Source organism: Bacillus sp. es.036, from assembly GCF_002563635.1.
Lineage (GTDB): Bacteria > Bacillota > Bacilli > Bacillales > Guptibacillaceae > Guptibacillus.
In genome coordinates this window covers 1361941-1380378 of the sequence record NZ_PDIZ01000001.1, presented here as the reverse complement: position 1 = coordinate 1380378, position 18438 = coordinate 1361941, and the positions used below count along the sequence as shown (strand labels likewise).

At 39.8% G+C, this 18438-nt stretch carries 15 protein-coding genes and 1 riboswitch; of the genes, 2 read left to right on the top strand and 13 right to left on the bottom strand.

Annotated elements, in window-relative coordinates:
• Position 1: 1 nt before the first annotated feature.
• Positions 2-1486 (bottom strand): glutamate synthase subunit beta, encoded by a 1485-nt coding sequence (locus ATG70_RS07140; protein WP_098443644.1) that lies wholly within the window; start codon positions 1484-1486, stop codon positions 2-4.
• Positions 1487-1500: 14 nt separating this feature from the next.
• Entirely contained in the window at positions 1501-6090 is a 4590-nt protein-coding gene (gene gltB, locus ATG70_RS07135; protein WP_098443643.1) for a glutamate synthase large subunit, read from the bottom strand.
• A gap of 177 nt (positions 6091-6267) precedes the next feature.
• On the opposite strand from gltB, the gene ATG70_RS07130 reads away from it, so the two are divergent.
• Positions 6268-7173 (top strand): LysR family transcriptional regulator, encoded by a 906-nt coding sequence (locus ATG70_RS07130; RefSeq protein WP_098443642.1) that lies wholly within the window; start codon positions 6268-6270, stop codon positions 7171-7173.
• Positions 7174-7260: 87 nt separating this feature from the next.
• Here ATG70_RS07130 and ATG70_RS07125 read toward each other — a convergent pair whose 3' ends face one another.
• The 4 genes from ATG70_RS07125 to ATG70_RS07110 form a co-directional block, all read right to left on the bottom strand.
• Positions 7261-8673 carry an MFS transporter gene (locus tag ATG70_RS07125; protein WP_179886213.1) on the bottom strand — a complete coding sequence of 471 codons (1413 nt, stop codon included), beginning with the start codon at positions 8671-8673 and terminating at the stop codon, positions 7261-7263.
• 68 nt (positions 8674-8741) lie between these two features.
• The gene (locus tag ATG70_RS07120) at positions 8742-9317 is read right to left on the bottom strand and encodes an HAD-IA family hydrolase (protein WP_098443640.1); all 576 of its coding nucleotides are present in this window, start codon (positions 9315-9317) and stop codon (positions 8742-8744) included.
• Positions 9318-9377: 60 nt separating this feature from the next.
• Positions 9378-10760: a glycine--tRNA ligase gene (locus ATG70_RS07115; protein ID WP_098443639.1), complete on the bottom strand. Its 1383-nt coding sequence runs from the start codon at positions 10758-10760 to the stop codon at positions 9378-9380.
• Between the two features lie 329 nt (positions 10761-11089).
• Positions 11090-11242 carry an anti-repressor SinI family protein gene (locus ATG70_RS07110; protein ID WP_098443638.1) on the bottom strand — a complete coding sequence of 51 codons (153 nt, stop codon included), beginning with the start codon at positions 11240-11242 and terminating at the stop codon, positions 11090-11092.
• A gap of 24 nt (positions 11243-11266) precedes the next feature.
• Positions 11267-11355, bottom strand: a riboswitch (cyclic di-GMP riboswitch).
• Positions 11356-11638: 283 nt separating this feature from the next.
• Here ATG70_RS07110 and ATG70_RS07105 point away from each other — a divergent pair.
• The gene (locus ATG70_RS07105; protein WP_098443637.1) at positions 11639-11869 is read left to right on the top strand and encodes a hypothetical protein; all 231 of its coding nucleotides are present in this window, start codon (positions 11639-11641) and stop codon (positions 11867-11869) included.
• Positions 11870-11901: 32 nt separating this feature from the next.
• Here the strand turns inward: ATG70_RS07105 and ATG70_RS07100 are convergent, their stop codons facing one another.
• The 7 genes from ATG70_RS07100 to aldA form a co-directional block, all read right to left on the bottom strand.
• Positions 11902-12216, bottom strand: coding sequence for a thioredoxin family protein (locus ATG70_RS07100; protein ID WP_098445749.1), 315 nt, complete (start codon positions 12214-12216; stop codon positions 11902-11904).
• 77 nt (positions 12217-12293) lie between these two features.
• Positions 12294-13265, bottom strand: coding sequence for an L-histidine N(alpha)-methyltransferase (egtD, locus tag ATG70_RS07095; RefSeq protein ID WP_098443636.1), 972 nt, complete (start codon positions 13263-13265; stop codon positions 12294-12296).
• Positions 13262-14548 carry an ergothioneine biosynthesis protein EgtB gene (gene egtB / locus ATG70_RS07090; protein ID WP_098443635.1) on the bottom strand — a complete coding sequence of 429 codons (1287 nt, stop codon included), beginning with the start codon at positions 14546-14548 and terminating at the stop codon, positions 13262-13264. The genes egtD and egtB overlap by 4 nt, the downstream gene beginning before the upstream one ends.
• Before the next feature lie 70 nt (positions 14549-14618).
• A complete protein-coding gene (locus tag ATG70_RS07085; RefSeq protein WP_098443634.1) occupies positions 14619-15257 on the bottom strand; it encodes an SGNH/GDSL hydrolase family protein in 639 nt (212 codons plus the stop codon).
• Positions 15258-15430: 173 nt separating this feature from the next.
• Entirely contained in the window at positions 15431-15637 is a 207-nt protein-coding gene (locus ATG70_RS07080; protein WP_098443633.1) for a hypothetical protein, read from the bottom strand.
• Positions 15638-15748: 111 nt separating this feature from the next.
• Positions 15749-16864 (bottom strand): aminopeptidase, encoded by a 1116-nt coding sequence (locus ATG70_RS07075; RefSeq protein WP_098443632.1) that lies wholly within the window; start codon positions 16862-16864, stop codon positions 15749-15751.
• A 105-nt stretch (positions 16865-16969) separates the two neighbouring features.
• Positions 16970-18418, bottom strand: coding sequence for an aldehyde dehydrogenase (aldA, locus tag ATG70_RS07070; protein WP_098443631.1), 1449 nt, complete (start codon positions 18416-18418; stop codon positions 16970-16972).
• Between the last annotated feature and the right edge of the window lie 20 nt (positions 18419-18438).

Below are 18438 nucleotides of genomic sequence, written 5' to 3'. Positions count from 1 at the left end.
ATTAAGGCATAACCGTTTTGTTCATTAAATAGCGATCCGTTTCACGAGCTACTCCGCGTCCTTCATTGATTGCCCATACGATGAGGCTCTGTCCTCTACGAACATCACCCGCTGCAAACACACCGTCTACATTCGTACGGTAATCTTCAAATTCTGCCTTCGCGCGCTTACGGTTATCTTGATCGACTTCAAAATGCTCAAGAACACCTTCCTCAGGTCCAGTAAATCCAATTGCAATTAAGACAAGTTCAACTGGCCAAACTTGTTCTGTTCCAGGAAGTTCTTTCATGAACACATTCCCTCTTTTATCAACATGTTTTTCGATCGTAACCGTGTGTAGCTCTTTTACTTTACCATTCTCATCACCAACGAATTTTTTCGTCATGATGGAATATTGACGAGGGTCTTCACCGTACTCTGCTTGAGCCTCTTCATAAGCATAATCAAGAGTAAAAACTTTCGGGAATTCTGGCCAAGGGTTATCGATCATTCGATCTGCTGTTAGCTGCGGATGTTTACCAAATTGGTGGACACTTTTGCATCCGTGTCTAAGTGCTGTAGCAACACAGTCCGCCCCTGTATCTCCACCACCAATTACAATAACATTTTTTCCTTCTGCTGAAACATACTTCTTATCTTGAAGCTCCGAATCTAACAAGCTCTTTGTGTTTTGCTTTAAGTAATCCATTGCATAATGGATTCCTCCAAGCTTACGTCCTTCAATTGGAAGGTCACGGTGCTTTTGAGCTCCCGTACAAAGAATCACCGCATCATGTTCATCACGAAGCTCAGCTTGTGTCACATCTTTACCGATTTCTGTATTCGTAACAAAAGTTACGCCCTCATCAGCAAGAAGTTTTACACGGCGCTCCACCAACTCTTTATCTAGTTTCATGTTAGGAATGCCGTACATCAATAAACCGCCAATACGATCATCACGTTCATATACTGTTACGGAGTGTCCTGCTTTATTCAGCTGATCAGCGGCAGCCAACCCTGCGGGACCTGATCCCACGATCGCAATCTTTTTCCCCGTACGATTTTTAGGAGGCTGAGGTGTCATCCATCCTTCCGCAAAACCGCGGTCAATAATTTCTTTTTCAATGCTTTTAATCGCAACTGCATCATCAGGAATCGCTGCTACGCAGGCACCTTCGCATGGCGCAGGGCATACTCTGCCAGTGAATTCAGGAAAATTATTTGTTTTAAGCAGGCGATCGAGGGCATCTTTCCATTTCCCTTGATAAACAAGATGATTCCATTCTGGAATAAGGTTATAGAGTGGACAACCTGATGCACTACCATTTAATTCTATTCCTGAGTGGCAGAAGGGCGTGCCGCAATCCATGCAGCGTGCCCCCTGAGTTTTTAAGTTTTCTTCAGATTGAGGAAGTTGGTATTCTCCCCAATCTTTCAGTCGTGTTGATAGATCTCTTTCACGTGCTTTTTCTCTAGGATAGTCTAAAAATCCTGTTGGCTTACCCAATCGAATACCTCCCCTTATACCGGCTCCAGATCACTTTTACGTGGCTTTACTTCACCGTTCTTTGCCTGTTGGAACACTTCATATGCTGCGTCATCGTCTTTGTATCCTTGTTCTTTAAGCTCTTCTAACGATTCTGTAATTCTCTTAAATTCTTTAGGAATTATCTTCACGATCTTCCCTACAACTTCATTCCAGTTTTGAATAAAACGAATGGCTTTTGGACTATCAGTAAAGTAAGCATGCTGTTGAATCATATGCTTTACTTCAAGAATCTCTTCATAGTTGCTCAATGTTTCAACATGGACCATTTCAGCATTAACATTGCGTTTAAATGCTTCTTGATCATCTGATAGAACGTATGCAATTCCTCCAGACATACCGGCTGCAAAGTTCTTTCCTGTCTCACCAAGCACAACGACCCGGCCACCCGTCATGTATTCACATCCATTGTCGCCAATTCCTTCTACAACCGCTTTTGCACCACTGTTTCTTACACAGAAACGCTCTCCTGCAAGCCCACTGATATATGCTTCACCTGAAGTTGCTCCATAAAAAGCAACGTTACCAACGATTGTATTTTCGTCTCTAGCAAACCCTGCTTTAGCGGAAGGATGAATAATGAGTTTCCCGCCTGATAATCCTTTTCCAACATAGTCGTTTGCATCGCCTTCTAACTGCATTGTCACCCCATTAGGTACAAATGCTCCGAAACTTTGACCAGCAGACCCTTTAAAATGCAGGCGAATCATATCTTCTGGAAGTCCATCAGCACCATATCGCTTCGTAATCTCATGTCCTAATAGCGCACCAGCAACACGGTTTGTATTGCGAATAACGTAAGAGCCTTCAAAAGGTTTTTGCTCCTCAAGCGCTCCAAGTGCTGCAGGTATGATTGACGTATTATCAAGCGCAGCATCTAGTTTATGATCCTGCTGCCGCTGGTTGAATCTACCGACTTCATCGGATACATGCGGCTGATAAAGAAGTGGTTTAAGATCAAGATATCTTGCTTTCCAATGGTCTTTTGTACGACGACTAACTTTCAGTACATCGGTACGACCAATCATTTCTTCAATTGTTCTAAATCCAAGTTCAGCCATGATTTCTCGCACTTCTTGAGCAATAAACTGCATATAATTAACCACATGATCAGGGTTACCCATAAATTTCTTGCGAAGTTCAGGATTTTGAGTTGCTACACCAACTGGACATGTATCTAAATGACAAGCTCTCATTAAAATACATCCAAGAACAACAAGAGGTGCAGTTGAAAATCCAAATTCTTCTGCGCCAAGAATGGCTGCCATTACAACATCACGACCGGTCATCATTTTTCCATCCGCTTCAAGAACCACGCGATCACGAAGATCATTCAATACGAGCGTTTGATGCGTTTCAGCTAAACCAAGTTCCCATGGAAGACCCGCGTGTTTAATACTCGTTCTTGGCGATGCTCCTGTTCCACCCTCATATCCGCTAATGAGAATAACATCTGCCAGCCCTTTTGCTACTCCTGCAGCAATCGTACCAACGCCTGCTTTTGAAACGAGCTTTACGTTAATTCGTGCAGATGGATTTGCATTCTTCAAATCATGGATGAGTTGGGCAAGATCCTCAATTGAATAAATATCATGGTGTGGTGGTGGTGAAATCAAACCGACTCCTGGCGTCGATCCACGAACTTCGGCGATCCACGGATATACTTTCTTACCAGGTAACTGACCGCCTTCACCCGGCTTGGCACCTTGCGCCATTTTAATTTGTATTTCATCTGCATTGCTTAAGTAATAGCTTGATACGCCGAAACGACCTGAGGCTACCTGTTTAATCGCACTTCGACGAAGATCCCCATTTTCATCTGGCGTAAAGCGAGAAGGATCTTCTCCACCTTCACCGCTATTACTCCGTCCTCCAATGCGGTTCATTGCAATCGCAAGAGCTTCGTGAGCCTCACCACTTAGAGCGCCGTAACTCATTGCACCTGTCTTAAACCGACGTGTAATGGATTCAATACTTTCAACCTCATCAATTGAAATCGCTTCTTTTGAGCCAAAATCAATCGCCTGTCTAAGATAAGTTAAATTCTCTTCAAGAGCCATTCCAGAGAATTTTTTATATAGTTCATAATTATTACTTCTAGCAGCGTGTTGTAGGGTATGAATTGTTTTCGGATTGAATGAGTGATGCTCTCCTCCATTCCTCCACTGAAGTTCACTTCCTGTTTCCAGAGTTAAATCACTATATTCGGAATCATGATAAGCAAAATGGTGTCTCATCAGCGTTTCTGTCGCAATAATATCGATTGGAATGCCGTCAATTTGTGAGGCGGTGCCAGCAAAATAACGATCAATCACTTCGTTGCTTACCCCGATTGCTTCAAAGATTTGAGCCCCGCGATAGCTTTGAATAGTCGAAATACCCATTTTCGACATCACTTTAACGATACCTGTTGTGGCAGCCTCAATGTAATTTCCAATCGCATCATCGAACGTAAATCCTTCAATGGTGCCGTCCAAAATCATCTGATCAATTGAATCGTAAGCGGCATATGGGTAAATAGCGTCAGCACCATAGCCAATTAGCATGGCAAACTGATGAACATCTCTAGCCTCACCTGATTCAACAATTAAACTTACTTTCGTTCGAGTTTCTCTCTTAATTAAGTGATGATGAAGACCACTCAAAGCAAGTAATGATGGAATCGCTGCTTTATCGCGGTTCACCCCTGAATCTGAAAGAACAAGAATGCTTTTCCCGTTTTTAATGGCACGATCAGCTTTTCGGAACAAGGCAAGTAAAGCATGTTCCATTTCCGTTTCACCACGAGCTGCATCGAACAGCAAACTTAATGTTTCAGGATGAAAATCCTCTTCATTTAATGCTTTAATCGCTTCAAAACGACTATCAGTAAGAATCGGTGTTTCAAGTCGAATTCTTCTAGCACTTCCTGGATCCGTTTCAAGCAAGTTTCCCTCTGGTCCAAGCAGCGTCATTGTTGAAGTAACCGATTCTTCACGAATGGAATCGATCGGTGGATTCGTAACTTGAGCAAACAGTTGCTTAAAGTAGTTAAACAATAGCTGTGGTCGCTCAGAAAGAACAGCAAGCGGGACATCGTTCCCCATTGAGCCAATTGGATCTTTCTTCTCTGTTACCATTGGAGCAATATTCTTCGTTAACTCTTCATATGTGTAACCGAAGGCTCTTTGCGTTTTAATGAGCTCTTTCTCATCAATTTCTCTCGTTTTACTTGCTTCAGGAGACAAGCTCATTAAATTTTCATCTAACCATTTGCGGTACGGTTTGTCTGTTGCGATTTGTGTTTTAATCTCTTCATCATATACAAGTCGCTTTTCCTCAAGATCTAAAAGAAGCATTTTGCCAGGGCTTAAGCGACCTTTCTCAGCTATCTTTTCTTCATCAATTTCAATAACTCCAACTTCGGATGAAAGAATAAATGTATCATCGTTTGTGATCACATATCGAGCAGGACGCAGACCATTTCGATCAAGCATCGCTCCGATTTGACGACCGTTCGTAAACGCGATCGCTGTCGGTCCGTCCCATGGTTCCATTAACGTACTATGATACTCGTAGAAAGCTTTCTTAGGATCAAGCATCGTTGCATCACGATCCCACGGTTCTGGTATCATCATCATTGCCGCATGGGGTAGTGAACGACCTGAAAGATTCAAAAATTCAAGACAGTTATCTAACGAGGAAGAATCACTCCCATTTGGTCGTACGATTGGAGCAATGTCTTTCATATCATCTCCAAATACATCTGATTGAAGAGCCCCTTCTCTTGCTCTCATCCAGTTTACATTCCCTCGAAGCGTATTAATCTCTCCATTATGAATGAGGTAGCGGTTTGGATGGGCCCGATCCCAACTAGGAAAAGTATTTGTACTGAAACGTGAATGTACCATCGAAAAAGCAGATTTAAAACTTGGATCTTTTAAATCCAAATAAAATTGATCAAGCTGTTCTGGTGTAAGCATTCCTTTATAAACAATCGTATCTTTTGAGAAACTAGCTGCGTAATACTTTGTCTTTGATAGCTGTGAATCTTGAGATACTTGTTTTTCGGCTTTTTTACGAATGACGTACAATTTACGTTCAAATTCTTCAGCAGAAATATCGCTTTTCTTAATAAAGACCTGTCGAATGACAGGCTGAGCAATACATGCAGCTTCTCCAATTGTTGTTTCATCTACAGGAACTGTTCTCCAGCCAATAAATTCTTGGCCTGCTTCCTCGATTGCTTTTTCAACAATTTGTTTTGCGCGCTGTCTCAGCTGGTTATCAACGGGTAGGAACATCATTCCAACACCGTACTCCCCTTTATTCGGGAGGTTAAACCCAGAATTCTTCTGGAAAAATTCGTGTGGAATCTGTAGCATAATGCCCGCACCGTCACCCGTGTCAGGATCGCTTCCCTGCCCTCCGCGATGATCTAGCTGGCGTAGCATATAGACTCCCTTTTCAATAATGTCATGCGCTGGTACATTATTTATATTAGCAATCAGTCCGATGCCACAAGCGTCATGCTCATGAATTGGATCATATAATCCCTGTTTCTCTGGAAAGTTTGTTCTGTCCATATTCCCACTCCTCGCTCTTATCCCAATTCATTATGGTTTCTCGCTTTAACGCCATAACGTCGAAATTGTTTAAATATTCTACACTCATTGTACATTGCTTTAACCAATGCTTCCAATATATAATTTAGATATAATTGATCTATTATTGATATGAATTATAAGGGAGATTGCTTTTTTATGGAACTTAGGCAGTTATATTATTTTATGGAAGTTGCAAAAAGAGAACATGTTACAGCAGCAGCTACTTCTCTTCATGTTGCTCAATCAGCTGTAAGTCGACAAATTGCCAATCTTGAATCGGAACTTGGCGTGCAATTATTTATTCGGGAAGGGAGAAACGTAAAGTTAACTCAAGTTGGACAAATATTTATGGATCACGCCGAGACGGCCATTTCAGAAATTGAACGTGCGAGACAAGCAGTCTACGAATTTCTAAATCCAGACACCGGAACAATCCGCATCGGCTTTCCGAACAGTTTAGCCGCCAAAACGCTACCTACTGTTATATCAGCATTTCGTAAAGAGCATCCAAGCGTTGGATTTCAATTAAGGCAAGGATCTGTGCAAGATCTGACGGACGCTGTCAGCAAAGGAGAAATCGATATTGCCTTCGTATCTCCAGTACCAAAAGATCGAACAGATGTTGAAGGCCACATCTTTTTCACTGAAAAACTACTCGCTCTTCTACCAATCTCACACGAGTTAGCAGATTATCCAATGTTGAGACTAGGACAATTGAAGAATGAACCGTTTGTTTTATTTCGTTCAGGATATGCGCTTCATCATCTAGTTACATCAGCATGTCAGCAGGTTGGTTTTAAACCTCGAATTGCATTTGAAGGGGAAGACATTGATACAATTAAGGGGCTTGTAGCAGCAGGATTAGGTGTAAGTCTCTTACCTGAAATAACACTCTCAGAACAGTTGCCTGGTGAAACAGTAAAAATTGAATTATCAGAGCCCAACGTGACAAGAACTGTGGGCGTCATTATTCCTCAAGGAAGAGAACTAGCCCCTTCAGAAAGAAAGTTTTTCGAATTTCTTAAACACTTCTATGAAGTTCTTAACAGGTTTGGGCAATAAAAAAAGCCAGATCGAGCATACGTGTTCAGATCTGGCTTTTTGTAAGCTATTTTAATGAAGGAAAAAATCTTGCGAATTTACCATTTACTATGAACTTTGAACCTCGGAAGACTTGGGAGGCATTTTCAGAAAGACTCCGAGTATAAGACCAATCAAGAAAATAACGGAGGCAGCAAGGTACATATGTTGATAGCCGGATAAAATAACATCTCTGATCGCTTCAGACATTTTGCTTCCGCTAAATGTTACTCCTGACATAGCGATAAAACCAGCAAGAATAACAGGGCCAAGTGAAGTACCTACCGATCTAAACAAACTTACGAGAGATAGAGCTGATCCTGCTTCATGATCAGGTGTTAGCTCAAGAATAATATAATTTAATGGTGTTCCCATAGTGAATCCTATACCTATACCAGACAGAATCATCCCGAGAGATAGTGTGATCCATCCATCTGCTATATAAACAAAGGAAAGTGAACCAAGAAGACTTAATGAAAAGCCAAGTAATACAACTTGTTTTGCTCCCCACTTGTCGAGAAGCACTCCACCTATAGGAGCAGCAAAACCAGATGCTACTGCCAGAATTGTCATAACGTACCCACCTTGACCTCTTGAAAGCAATAATATGATTTCTGAGAATGAAGGAACAAAAATCATACTAATAATGCCAATACCTGTAATCATTGAAATGAGTAAAGCTAACACGATATTGCGGTCTTTAAAGTAACTTAATTTAAGAATCGGGTCTTTTGCAGCTTTTTCCACTCGAATAAGTGGATAAATAAAAACAACACTAATTAGTAAAAGCGGCCAAACCATGAGCGATTGGATCGATTGCACAAATTCATTCGTATCGAGATTCGTTAATCCAAGTAGAAGACTTATGATAACAAAAGATAATACACCTGCTCCGCCCCAATCAAGTGAAGGTTTTTTTGTCTCTTTTCGATCATCGGGAAGTTTTAAGCCCATTATGATGATAATAAGTGCAATAGGGACGTTAATGAAGAATATCCATCTCCAACTAAACTGAGCAACGAAAAAACCTCCTACATTTGGTCCAAGAATCGTCGCTATTCCAAACATAGCTCCAACAAAACCGAGTGCCATGCCCCGTTTCTCCTTTGGAAAGCTGCTTCCGATTACGGCATTTGCAATAGGGATAATGCCACCACCACCGAGAGCTTGAACGGCTCGACCAACAAGAAGAAAGGAAAGTGACTGACTAAATCCAGCGATTACAGAACCAATAGCAAATAACATAATTCCAGTTAGAAAAATTCGTTTTCTGCCAAATAAATCAGCAAGTTTCCCTACAATTGGCATGCTTACCGCATAGACGAGCGTATAAATCGTTACTACCCAAACCGTCCATTTTAAGTCAATTCCTAGATCTTCTATAAGGGTCGTTAACGCAGGAGATACGATGCCTGAGTCCAGAGCACCTAGAAAAACACCTAGCAAAAATGTAATCAATATAAACCGAAGTTTTTTATCCAACCAAAACATCCCCTTTGTGTTCATATGTGTATTATCACATACGGACACAAAGGGGATCAACTACTTGATTATGAATAATTAGAAGGCCATAGCATTTCATTTAGGTCATGATAATTTGTCACATAAAAATCGGCTCCTGGAGAGTCATTTTGAAAGAGACATGTTTTCATACCCACTTCTTTTGCAGGAAGAATATCCAACAGACGATCCCCTACCGCAAGGTCCAAATGGTATTGATCGTTCAAATGATGGTACGAAGCAGGATCGGGCTTTCGTGGAAAACCATCGTCACCTGCTATGAGATCAGCAAAATAATGTTCCATATCAAAATGCTTTAAAATAGCAATCACTTCAGCACGTGGTTTATGTGTCATGATCACATTTAACTCGGCTTTTTCCAGAATCGTTTTTAATCCTTTAAATGGTGGTTTATCGTCAGGCGAAAGGGCATTATCTTTTTTGCGAAATGCTGTAATCTGCTCCTCGGTTAATTGAAATACTTCTGTTGCATGATGAAAGGAAACTTTCAACTCCCTCAATATCTCTTCTTCCGATATCTCCGAGGAGACTAACTGTTTCATCACTTTTGTAAACGCTGGATATGTATCAAATAATGTCCCATCAAAATCCCAAAGTATTCTCACCTTTCACTCACTCTCCTCATTAGTAAAGAAAAGCCGCTCGTACATGAGCGGCTACTTTAATTAAAATTGTGTTTTTTCTTCAAGAAAGCTTTTCAGTTCTGAAATCGGCATTCTTTTTTGTTCCATCGTATCACGGTCACGAATCGTGACTTGCTGATCTTCTACAGAATCAAAATCAAACGTAATCGCGTATGGTGTACCAATTTCATCATGACGACGGTAACGTTTACCGATTGAACCAGCTTCGTCATAATCAACCATAAAGTATTTAGATAGCTCAGCATGAACGGCACGCGCTTCTTCAGAAAGTTTTTTAGAAAGTGGGAAGACAGCTGCTTTAAATGGCGCAATCGCCGGATGGAAGTGCATCACACTTCTAGAAGTGCCATCTTCAAGCTCTTGCTCTTCATATGCTTCAATCAAAAAGGCAAGCGTCACACGATCTGCACCGAGTGAAGGCTCGATACAATATGGTACATACTTTTCACCCGTTTGCTGATCATGATAAGTAAAATCTTCATTTGAGTGTTCCATATGCTGCTTAAGATCGTAATCTGTTCTTGAAGCAACACCCCATAGCTCACCCCAACCAAATGGGAATTTATACTCAATATCAGTTGTTGCATTACTATAATGAGAAAGCTCATCTTCCGCATGCTCACGTAATCGAATGCTATCCTCTTTTACCCCAAGATTCAGCAACCAGTTTTTGCAATACTCTTTCCAATAGTCATGCCATTCTAGTTCATCACCAGGTTTACAGAAAAATTCCAGCTCCATTTGTTCAAATTCGCGAGTCCGGAACGTAAAGTTACCAGGTGTGATTTCGTTTCGGAAGCTTTTTCCTATTTGCGCAATACCAAAAGGTACTTTTTTACGCATCGAACGTTGTACATTTTTAAAGTTAACAAAAATCCCTTGTGCCGTTTCCGGTCGAAGGTAAATTTCACTTGTGCTTGATTTCGTTACACCTTGATGTGTTTTAAACATTAAATCAAACTGACGTATTTCTGTAAAGTCTTCACTACCACATTCAGGACATGTAATGTTGTTGTTTTTAATAAGTCTTTCCATTTCTTCAAATGAAAGGCCGTCAGCAATCATTTCATCTTCTTCTGTCGATAGTGCGTCTTCAATTAACTTGTCAGCACGGTGTCTTGTTTTACAACTTTTACAATCGATTAATGGATCATTAAAGTTACCTAGGTGCCCTGAAGCTTCCCAAGTTTTAGGGTTCATCAATATGGCAGCATCTAGGCCACTATTATATGGAGATTCTTGAACAAATTTCTTCCACCATGCTCCTTTAATATTGTTTTTTAATTCTACGCCAAGCGGACCATAGTCCCACGTATTTGCGAGTCCTCCGTAAATATCAGACCCTGGAAAAATAAATCCTCTGTGCTTTGATACAGATACGATCTGATCCATAGAAATTGTCATGTTATTCTCTCCTTTTTTCAATCAATATAAAAAGCTCTCGCTCCATGGACAATAAATGTCCAGGGACGAGAGCTTATGCACCCGCGGTTCCACCCTAGTTGATGCATATCATGCATCCACTTTCAGAACGTAAACTCCAGACCGCCGTTTCATCAGACCTTATTCGGGCTCGCACCATCCCCGAATCGCTTCATTGAGGTTTATCTGATTACTATTTGTCCTTCATAGTTAGTATGGTTATGTATGAGATTGATATGACATATGATACAAAAAATGTTCACCTAAAGTCAAGGATTAAGCCAGAAAAAAACGACCTTACTGGTCGCTTATCATTTATGTACATTCGTGGATGTTGGTTTTTTATCTTGTCTTAGGAATGTCCTTACCTCTTCCTTTTGTAATCCAAGCTCCCGGGCAGCCCTCATTAGAATAACCCATTCTTGATCAAGTACTTTCTTAGGCTTAATCTCTGCCATGGTCATTCTTTTCTCCTCCTTATCGGGTTTCCAGGAGGACCAGCCGTCATCGTTGGTGACCCAACATTAGACCTGTGTCTTTGCGTCCCATTCTTTAGAATGGTTTGCCCTTATCTGGAGAATTAAGAAATGACATGCACCGACTATTTTCCTAGAAATGTTACATGTTTTTAAAGAATCCGCAAATTTTTAAGAGAAGTTTGCCGGTATATGTTACTAATATACCAGCTACGCAGAAAAAATTCAAAATATTTTTAAAATAATGTCGTATTCATATCATTCAACTTGCAAGAATCATATCATACTCCTATCACCAAAGTGAATCTTTCCGTCTAAACCGAGTAGCTTCTCATTGTTGCAGGTGATTGAAGAAAACTAAAAATACGGTAAAGGAGGAGTGTCATGAGACGACATCAAATCGGTACTGCTTGGAGTGGAAAACATGTCGTACTTCTCCACTGTTCACCATTTTCCAATCAAACAACTGCACTCTACAAAAGCCTTCACGCACCAACTGAGCCCCTCCATCCTTCATGTACAGAAACCCTATCGATTTATCTTAGCATCGGCTACTCAATTGCTTACGTTCATTCACTTAACGACGGCTCAGTTGAATATGTCCTTACAAAATAAGAGAAGGTTGCACATGCAACCTTCTCTTATTATTAAAACTGACTTAGATATTCTTTCACTTGATCGGGGTTTTTTGTATTTGCACTATGCAAGTGACCAACTTTCTTCCCATCTTTATAAACGAGTAAGCTAGGAATGCCCATTACATTATTTTCCTCTGTGATTTCAGGAAACTGTTCAATGTCAATTTGAGCCCAGGACTTATCTTGATTAACATTAATGATATCATCAATAAAAAAATCAAGACGTTTGCAATCAGGACACCAGTTTGCTTCGTATTTTAGAATGGATATATCCTTATTGTTAATGAATGACTGATAGGAATCAGTTGTTTCGATTTTCTTCATATTTATCTCTCCTTCAACTGTATCTTCACTAACAATTATATCGAAATAATCATTCTCTGTCTGTAAGTAAGCATACATTACTTAACACTAAAATAATGCAAGCTAAAAAGCCTCTCCTTATCAGTCCAGGTTTTCATTGGTAGAAAACCTGCATTTTCCGCTAACTGTTGGAATTCTTTAATACCGTACTTATACGAGTTTTCTGTATGGATGGACTCATGTTCCCTAAATTGGATGGTGTGATCGCCTATTCCCACATGTTGATCTAGCAAACTAACTAGATGCATCTCAATTCTTCCAAGGCTAGAATTATAATACGCGTAGTGCTCAAACTGTTCTAGATTAAATTGTGCCCGGTACTCTCTATTTAAATGACGAAGAATATTTAAATTAAACTGAGCCGTAACGCCACTTTCGTCATTGTATGCTTGATGCAGACGAGCCGGTGATTTTTTTAAGTCCACGCCAATTAGTAATCCATCTTGGCTTGACAACACACTTGAAATTCTAGTTAGAAATTTTAAAGCTTCATCTTTATCAAAATTACCGATTGTTGAACCCGGAAAAAAGACGGTTTTTTTTCTTGAAGCATCCAATAAATGATCAGGAAGTTTAAGGTGCGTTGTATAATCAGCTACAATTCCAGTAATTTTAATGTCTGTATAATCAGATGAGAGCTGTTTGATCGACTCTTTTAAAAACGATTTTGAAATATCAATTGGACAATACTCATTAATCATACCCGATGCTAGTAGAAGTCTTATTTTACGACTTGCACCACTACCAAATTCGATGATCCGAGAGTCTTTACCAATAAAAGACAAAATCTCATCCAAACATTCTTCCATGATCGCCAATTCCGTACGAGTTGGATAGTATTCTTCAAGCTGCGTAATTTCCTCAAATAGCTCTGATCCATATTGATCATACAAGAATTTAGGTTCGAGTCTTTTCTCAGGAGCTGTCAAGCCCCCAATCACTTCTTGAAAACGATCAGATTGCTCCTGCAAGAAATCAACTAACTGAATACGATCCGAGGTTTTTATCATTGTGCGTCCTCTGCAAGACGAATGCCTGTAAATTGCCAGCGTTTCTCAGGACCAAAGAAATTACGATATGTCGGACGGATATGTGTTTGCGAAGTAACGCATGATCCTCCTCGTAAAATCATTTGGCTACTCATGAATTTGGCATTATATTCACCTAATGCACCCTCAAGAGGTTTATTACCTGGATATGGCATATAAGGACTTTTCGTCCATTCCCATACATCTCCATAAGCTTTTTTTATGTTACCTTCTTCTTCTTTCACTGATGCAACCGGATGATAGTGACCATCCTCTACAAAATTACCAGCGATCGGCTGATCCCTCACTGCAACTTCCCATTCTGATTCTGAAGGTAGGCGCTTCCCTACAAAACTTGCATAGGCTTCGGCTTCGTAATAGCTAACGTGGGTAACAGGCTCTTCTTTATTAATCGGCACTAGTCCATGAAGTGTAAACGCATACCACTCACCATCTTTTTCGATCCAATGCAATGGCGCTTTCCAATTTTCTTTCTTCACAGTTGCCCAACCATCAGACAGCCAGTAGGCAGCCTGTTCATAGCCTCCAGCATTGATAAATTCCATGTATTCTCCGTTCGTCACAGTTCTTGTCGCTAACTTAAATGGTTCAAGCCATACCTTATGTACTGGTCGCTCATTGTCAAAAGAAAAGCCGTCATCTTCATCCATACCCGTTTCAATAAGTCCACCCTCGAATGACACCCATTCTAACGGTGTCGCTTTTGCTGTAGGTTCGCCATCAAGTGGACGGTATACAGGGTACAACGGATTAATGGAGAAGTTATATTTAATATCTGTCATTAAAAGTTCTTGGTGTTGCTGTTCATGATTTAGTCCAATTTCAACGAGATCTGCAACTTGATGAAGATGTCCTTCATCGAGTTGTTGAATTAAGTTAACTATTTCTTCATTGATATCCGAACGATAGCTTCTTACTTTATCTATACTTGGTCTACTTAATAATCCCCTTGAATGACGCGGAAAGTAACTTCCAACACTTTCATAATACGAGTTAAATAAATAGTCAAATTCTTTATGAAAAGACTCATAATTTTCTTTATACTGTTTTAAAATAAACGTCTCAAAAAACCAAGTCGTGTGGGCCATATGCCATTTGGGAGGACTTACATCGGGAATTGATTGGATGGTAAAATCCTCCGTCTCAAGCGTTTCCACTAATGTATTTGTCATTGCGCGTATTGCCTCAAAGGAATGAAGCAATTGTTCTCGTAATTCGCTTAACTGAATCGATTGATGTACCATATGTTCCTCCCCAGTATTTCTATAATGTATTAACACAAAAATTTACCCTTGCTTTCAATTAATTAAACATTTATAAAGTAATTCCTGTTTTCATAAGTACATTTGAAATTTCTTTATGTCCATGCGTGTTCGGGTGGATACAATCTGAAGCTAGCAATTGCTTTTCTCTCCCTTTAAAAACAGGAAATACATTAGCCACTCTCACCAACTCTCCAGTGGAACATTTGTCAATATGACGGTTGAACTGCTTTACCCAGTAATCCGAAAAAGGAATAGTAGGAATGGGGTTATACAAGTTAACAATTCGTATCATCGCATTTCCATCTGACTGTTTGAGAGCTTTAGACAAATAGGACACAATCCAGCTCATATTTTGGCAGCAAACCTTTAAAGCATCATCCAACACAGTATCTTTTTTCGTTATCGCGTAAGATTCAGCCGCATCGATAAGGTCATTTCCACCAGCTGTTAAAGTTACGATTTCCGTTTGTCCCAGGTCGATCTTCGAGCAAGCAAGCCATTTTTTCAATTGCAACGTTGTCGCACCATTTTCAGCAAAAACACTTACATTCACCTTTTTTCTTATGGAACATTGTAAATCATTTTTATAAAAATCTACAAAAGTTGGAGAAAACAACAAGGTCCCCGTTCCTAATGTAATAGAGTCACCAATTGCTGTGTAACCTATTGCAGGATGACAAGCTAACATTGTATCACCTCATTTATTAGATGCTCTACAATATTCACCTCATCTTCCACAGGTGACTAGCATTCCATTTACATATTGTCTATGGAAGAAAGCGGTGAATAAGGAGGATGTTTCATATAAAAATCACAAGAAAAGACGCTACCTAAAGTTAGCGTCTTTTCTTGCCCCTCGATCTAATTCGCTGTTTTCCCATCCGAGTCTTTTTGATTATCCTTCTTACCTTCTAATTTATCCCACTTAATCGGTCTATTGAGATTCAATTTTTTTTTCAAGTTCAATAAACAGTTGAAATGACCAACATACCATTTATCGAACTTCACCATATGAATGGTTTCCCAGTCTCTCATCTCCTTCGTACATCCATCACAATGTATTTCCATTGGAAGGCACTTCCTGTCTTAAAGTAGTTTTCTTTATTTATATTCAAAAGGATGAAAATGTGATTGGTCATCTGTACGAAAAAACGCATCCAATGGATGCGTTTCTCATCTTTATTTAAGATTTTCTGGATTTAACACTTGAAGCGCTTCAGGGACAAACTTGCCGTCTTTGCGAATTAACTCGTCATCAAACCAAATTTCACCGCCACCATATTCAGGGCGTTGAATTAAAACAAGGTCCCAGTGAACAGATGAATCATTGCCGTTTGGCGCTTCATCGTATGCTTGTCCTGGTGTGAAATGGAAAGAACCATCTATTTTTTCATCAAATAGAATATCTTTCATTGGCTCACGAATGAACGGATTGACACCAATCGCAAATTCGCCGATATACCGAGCTCCTTCATCCGTATCGAGAATTTGATTTAGCCTCTCTGTATCATTTGCTTCAGCATCGATCACTTTCCCGTTTTCGAACGTAAGCTGGACATTCTCAAATACAAAACCATTGTAAGGAGAAGGTGTATTATACGTAATGACACCATTTACACTTTCCTTAACTGGTGCAGTAAAAACTTCCCCATCTGGTATATTAAGTTCACCAGCACATTTTACAGCTGGAATATCTTTGATGGAGAAACTCAGGTTTGTGTCAGGAGAAACAATTCGAACCTCGTCGGCTTTGTTCATACGATCCACAAGTGAATCCATCGCTTCACTCATTTTTGCATAATCCATCGTGCAAACATTGAAGTAGAAATCTTCAAATGCTTCAGTACTCATGCCAGAAAGCTGTGCCATTGATTCATTTGGATACCTCATCACAACCCATTTTGTATGCTTCACACGTTGATTACTGTGAACTTTTGTTTTGTAAATTTGATTATATAACGCCATTTTCGCTTCTGGTACGTCAGAAAGCTCATTAATATTCTCAGAGCCACGTATTCCAATGTAAGCATTCATTTTCTTCATTTGATTTAAATCAATCTCAGCCCACTCCGTGATTTGTTCTTCACTCGCATTCATCAATAGTTCCCGAAGAACTTGATTATCTCTCAAGTTGACATGAGGAAAACCACCCGCTTTATGTACCTCTTTCACAATGCTGCGTACAAGAGTATTGTCTACATCAAAGGCTTCGATTAACACATGTTCACCTTGCTGAACCTTGGTTGAGTATTGGACTAATTTCTCAGCAAACTCTATAATACGAGAATCAAACATATTCTCCCTCTTTTCTTCATATTAAAATTGTTCTGCCTTCCTATTATACGCCCTAGATTCAACTTTCTTCAAACATTAGAAAACCGGGCATATGCCCGGTTTTCATTATTTAATATCTTGATCATATTCCATGTAAATCACGTGTGTCTTAAGGTATTCATTAAGACCGTGTTTTCCATCGGCACCGCCAATACCAGATTGGCCCATTCCGGCGTGGAAACCTTGTACGGCTTCAAAGTTCTCGCGGTTCACATACGTTTCACCATAGCGAAGAACATTTGAAGCTTTCATGACTTCATGCATGTTATCACTAAAGATTGATGAAGAAAGACCGTAATAAGTGTCGTTTGCCATTTCAAGCACTTTATCAAAATCACTATAAACAACAATTGGTAAAACTGGCCCAAAAATTTCTTCTTGAATGACATTCATATCCTGTGATACATCTGTCAAAACAGTTGGTTCAAAGAAAAAGCCTTTATCTCGGTCTACACGCTTTCCACCTGTTTTTACAACTGCACCAGCTTTAACGGCATTGTTAACCATTTCTTCAACAGAGTCGATTTGCTGTTTATTCGCTAGTGGTCCAATGTCACATCCATCTTCTTTTAATGAATCCCCAACTTTTGTATTCTTGAACGTTTCTGTTATCTTTGAAATGAATTCTTCAGCTACGTCTTCATGAACATAAACACGCTCTGCATTCGTACAAGCCTGACCGTTGTTCGTAATACGTGAAGTCGTAATCTTTTCAACAGCAAGATCAACGTTAGCATGTTTTGTCACGATTGCTGGTGCTTTACCACCTAGCTCCAAGTTCACTTTCGTAATGTTTTTAGCCGCTGCTTCCATCACTTTTGAACCTGCTGGGTAGCTTCCTGTTAAACTAATCATCTGTACGTCTGGTGAAGAAGCAAGTGGCGTGCCAATGTCTGAGCCTTTACCAGTGACTAAACTAAATACTCCTTTAGGAACGCCAATATCATGAATAATGCTTGCTAGCTCACATGCTGTATTCGGCGTATATTGACTTGGTTTAATAATGATCGGACAACCTGTTACAAATGCTGGTGCTACCTTTCGAGCAAAGATGAACATTGGGAAGTTCCATGGAACGATACCACCAACAATTCCAATTGGTTTTTTCAGAACAAGAATATTTTCATTTGGGCGATCACTTGGTAGAACTTCTCCTTCATATCTTCTTGCCCAGCCTGCCATATAGCGGAAGTAATCAATCGTTAAGTCTACTTCAGCCTTTGAAGCATCTACTGTTTTACCATTTTCTTCAGTTAACATGTTAATAAACGTCTCTTTTTTCTCTTCTATTTTATTGGCAAGTTTGTATAAGTATTCTGCTCGTTCGATTGAAGGTTTCTTTTCCCACTCTCTTTGGGAACCTTTAGCTGCTTCTATAGCACGCTGCACGTCATTCTCATCGCTTTTTGGAATTCTTGAAATCACTTCTTCTGTCGCTGGATTAATCACGTCGAGCATTTCTTCTGAATGACTATTAGTAAATTCACCATTAATGTATAATTGATAGCTTTTCACTTGAAAGACCTCCTACATAG

Bases quoted from the DNA above. Each gene is read 5' to 3' on its own strand.
- gltB (WP_098443643.1), bottom strand. From the start codon at position 6,090: ATGGACAGAACAAACTTTCCAGAGAAACAGGGATTATATGATCCAATT.
- ATG70_RS07130 (WP_098443642.1), top strand. From the start codon at position 6,268: ATGGAACTTAGGCAGTTATATTATTTTATGGAAGTTGCAAAAAGAGAA.
- ATG70_RS07115 (WP_098443639.1), bottom strand. From the start codon at position 10,760: ATGACAATTTCTATGGATCAGATCGTATCTGTATCAAAGCACAGAGGA.
- ATG70_RS07110 (WP_098443638.1), bottom strand. From the start codon at position 11,242: ATGACCATGGCAGAGATTAAGCCTAAGAAAGTACTTGATCAAGAATGG.
- ATG70_RS07105 (WP_098443637.1), top strand. From the start codon at position 11,639: ATGAGACGACATCAAATCGGTACTGCTTGGAGTGGAAAACATGTCGTA.
- ATG70_RS07100 (WP_098445749.1), bottom strand. From the start codon at position 12,216: ATGAAGAAAATCGAAACAACTGATTCCTATCAGTCATTCATTAACAAT.
- egtD (WP_098443636.1), bottom strand. From the start codon at position 13,265: ATGATAAAAACCTCGGATCGTATTCAGTTAGTTGATTTCTTGCAGGAG.
- egtB (WP_098443635.1), bottom strand. From the start codon at position 14,548: ATGGTACATCAATCGATTCAGTTAAGCGAATTACGAGAACAATTGCTT.
- ATG70_RS07085 (WP_098443634.1), bottom strand. From the start codon at position 15,257: ATGTTAGCTTGTCATCCTGCAATAGGTTACACAGCAATTGGTGACTCT.
- ATG70_RS07080 (WP_098443633.1), bottom strand. From the start codon at position 15,637: ATGGAAATACATTGTGATGGATGTACGAAGGAGATGAGAGACTGGGAA.
- ATG70_RS07075 (WP_098443632.1), bottom strand. From the start codon at position 16,864: ATGTTTGATTCTCGTATTATAGAGTTTGCTGAGAAATTAGTCCAATAC.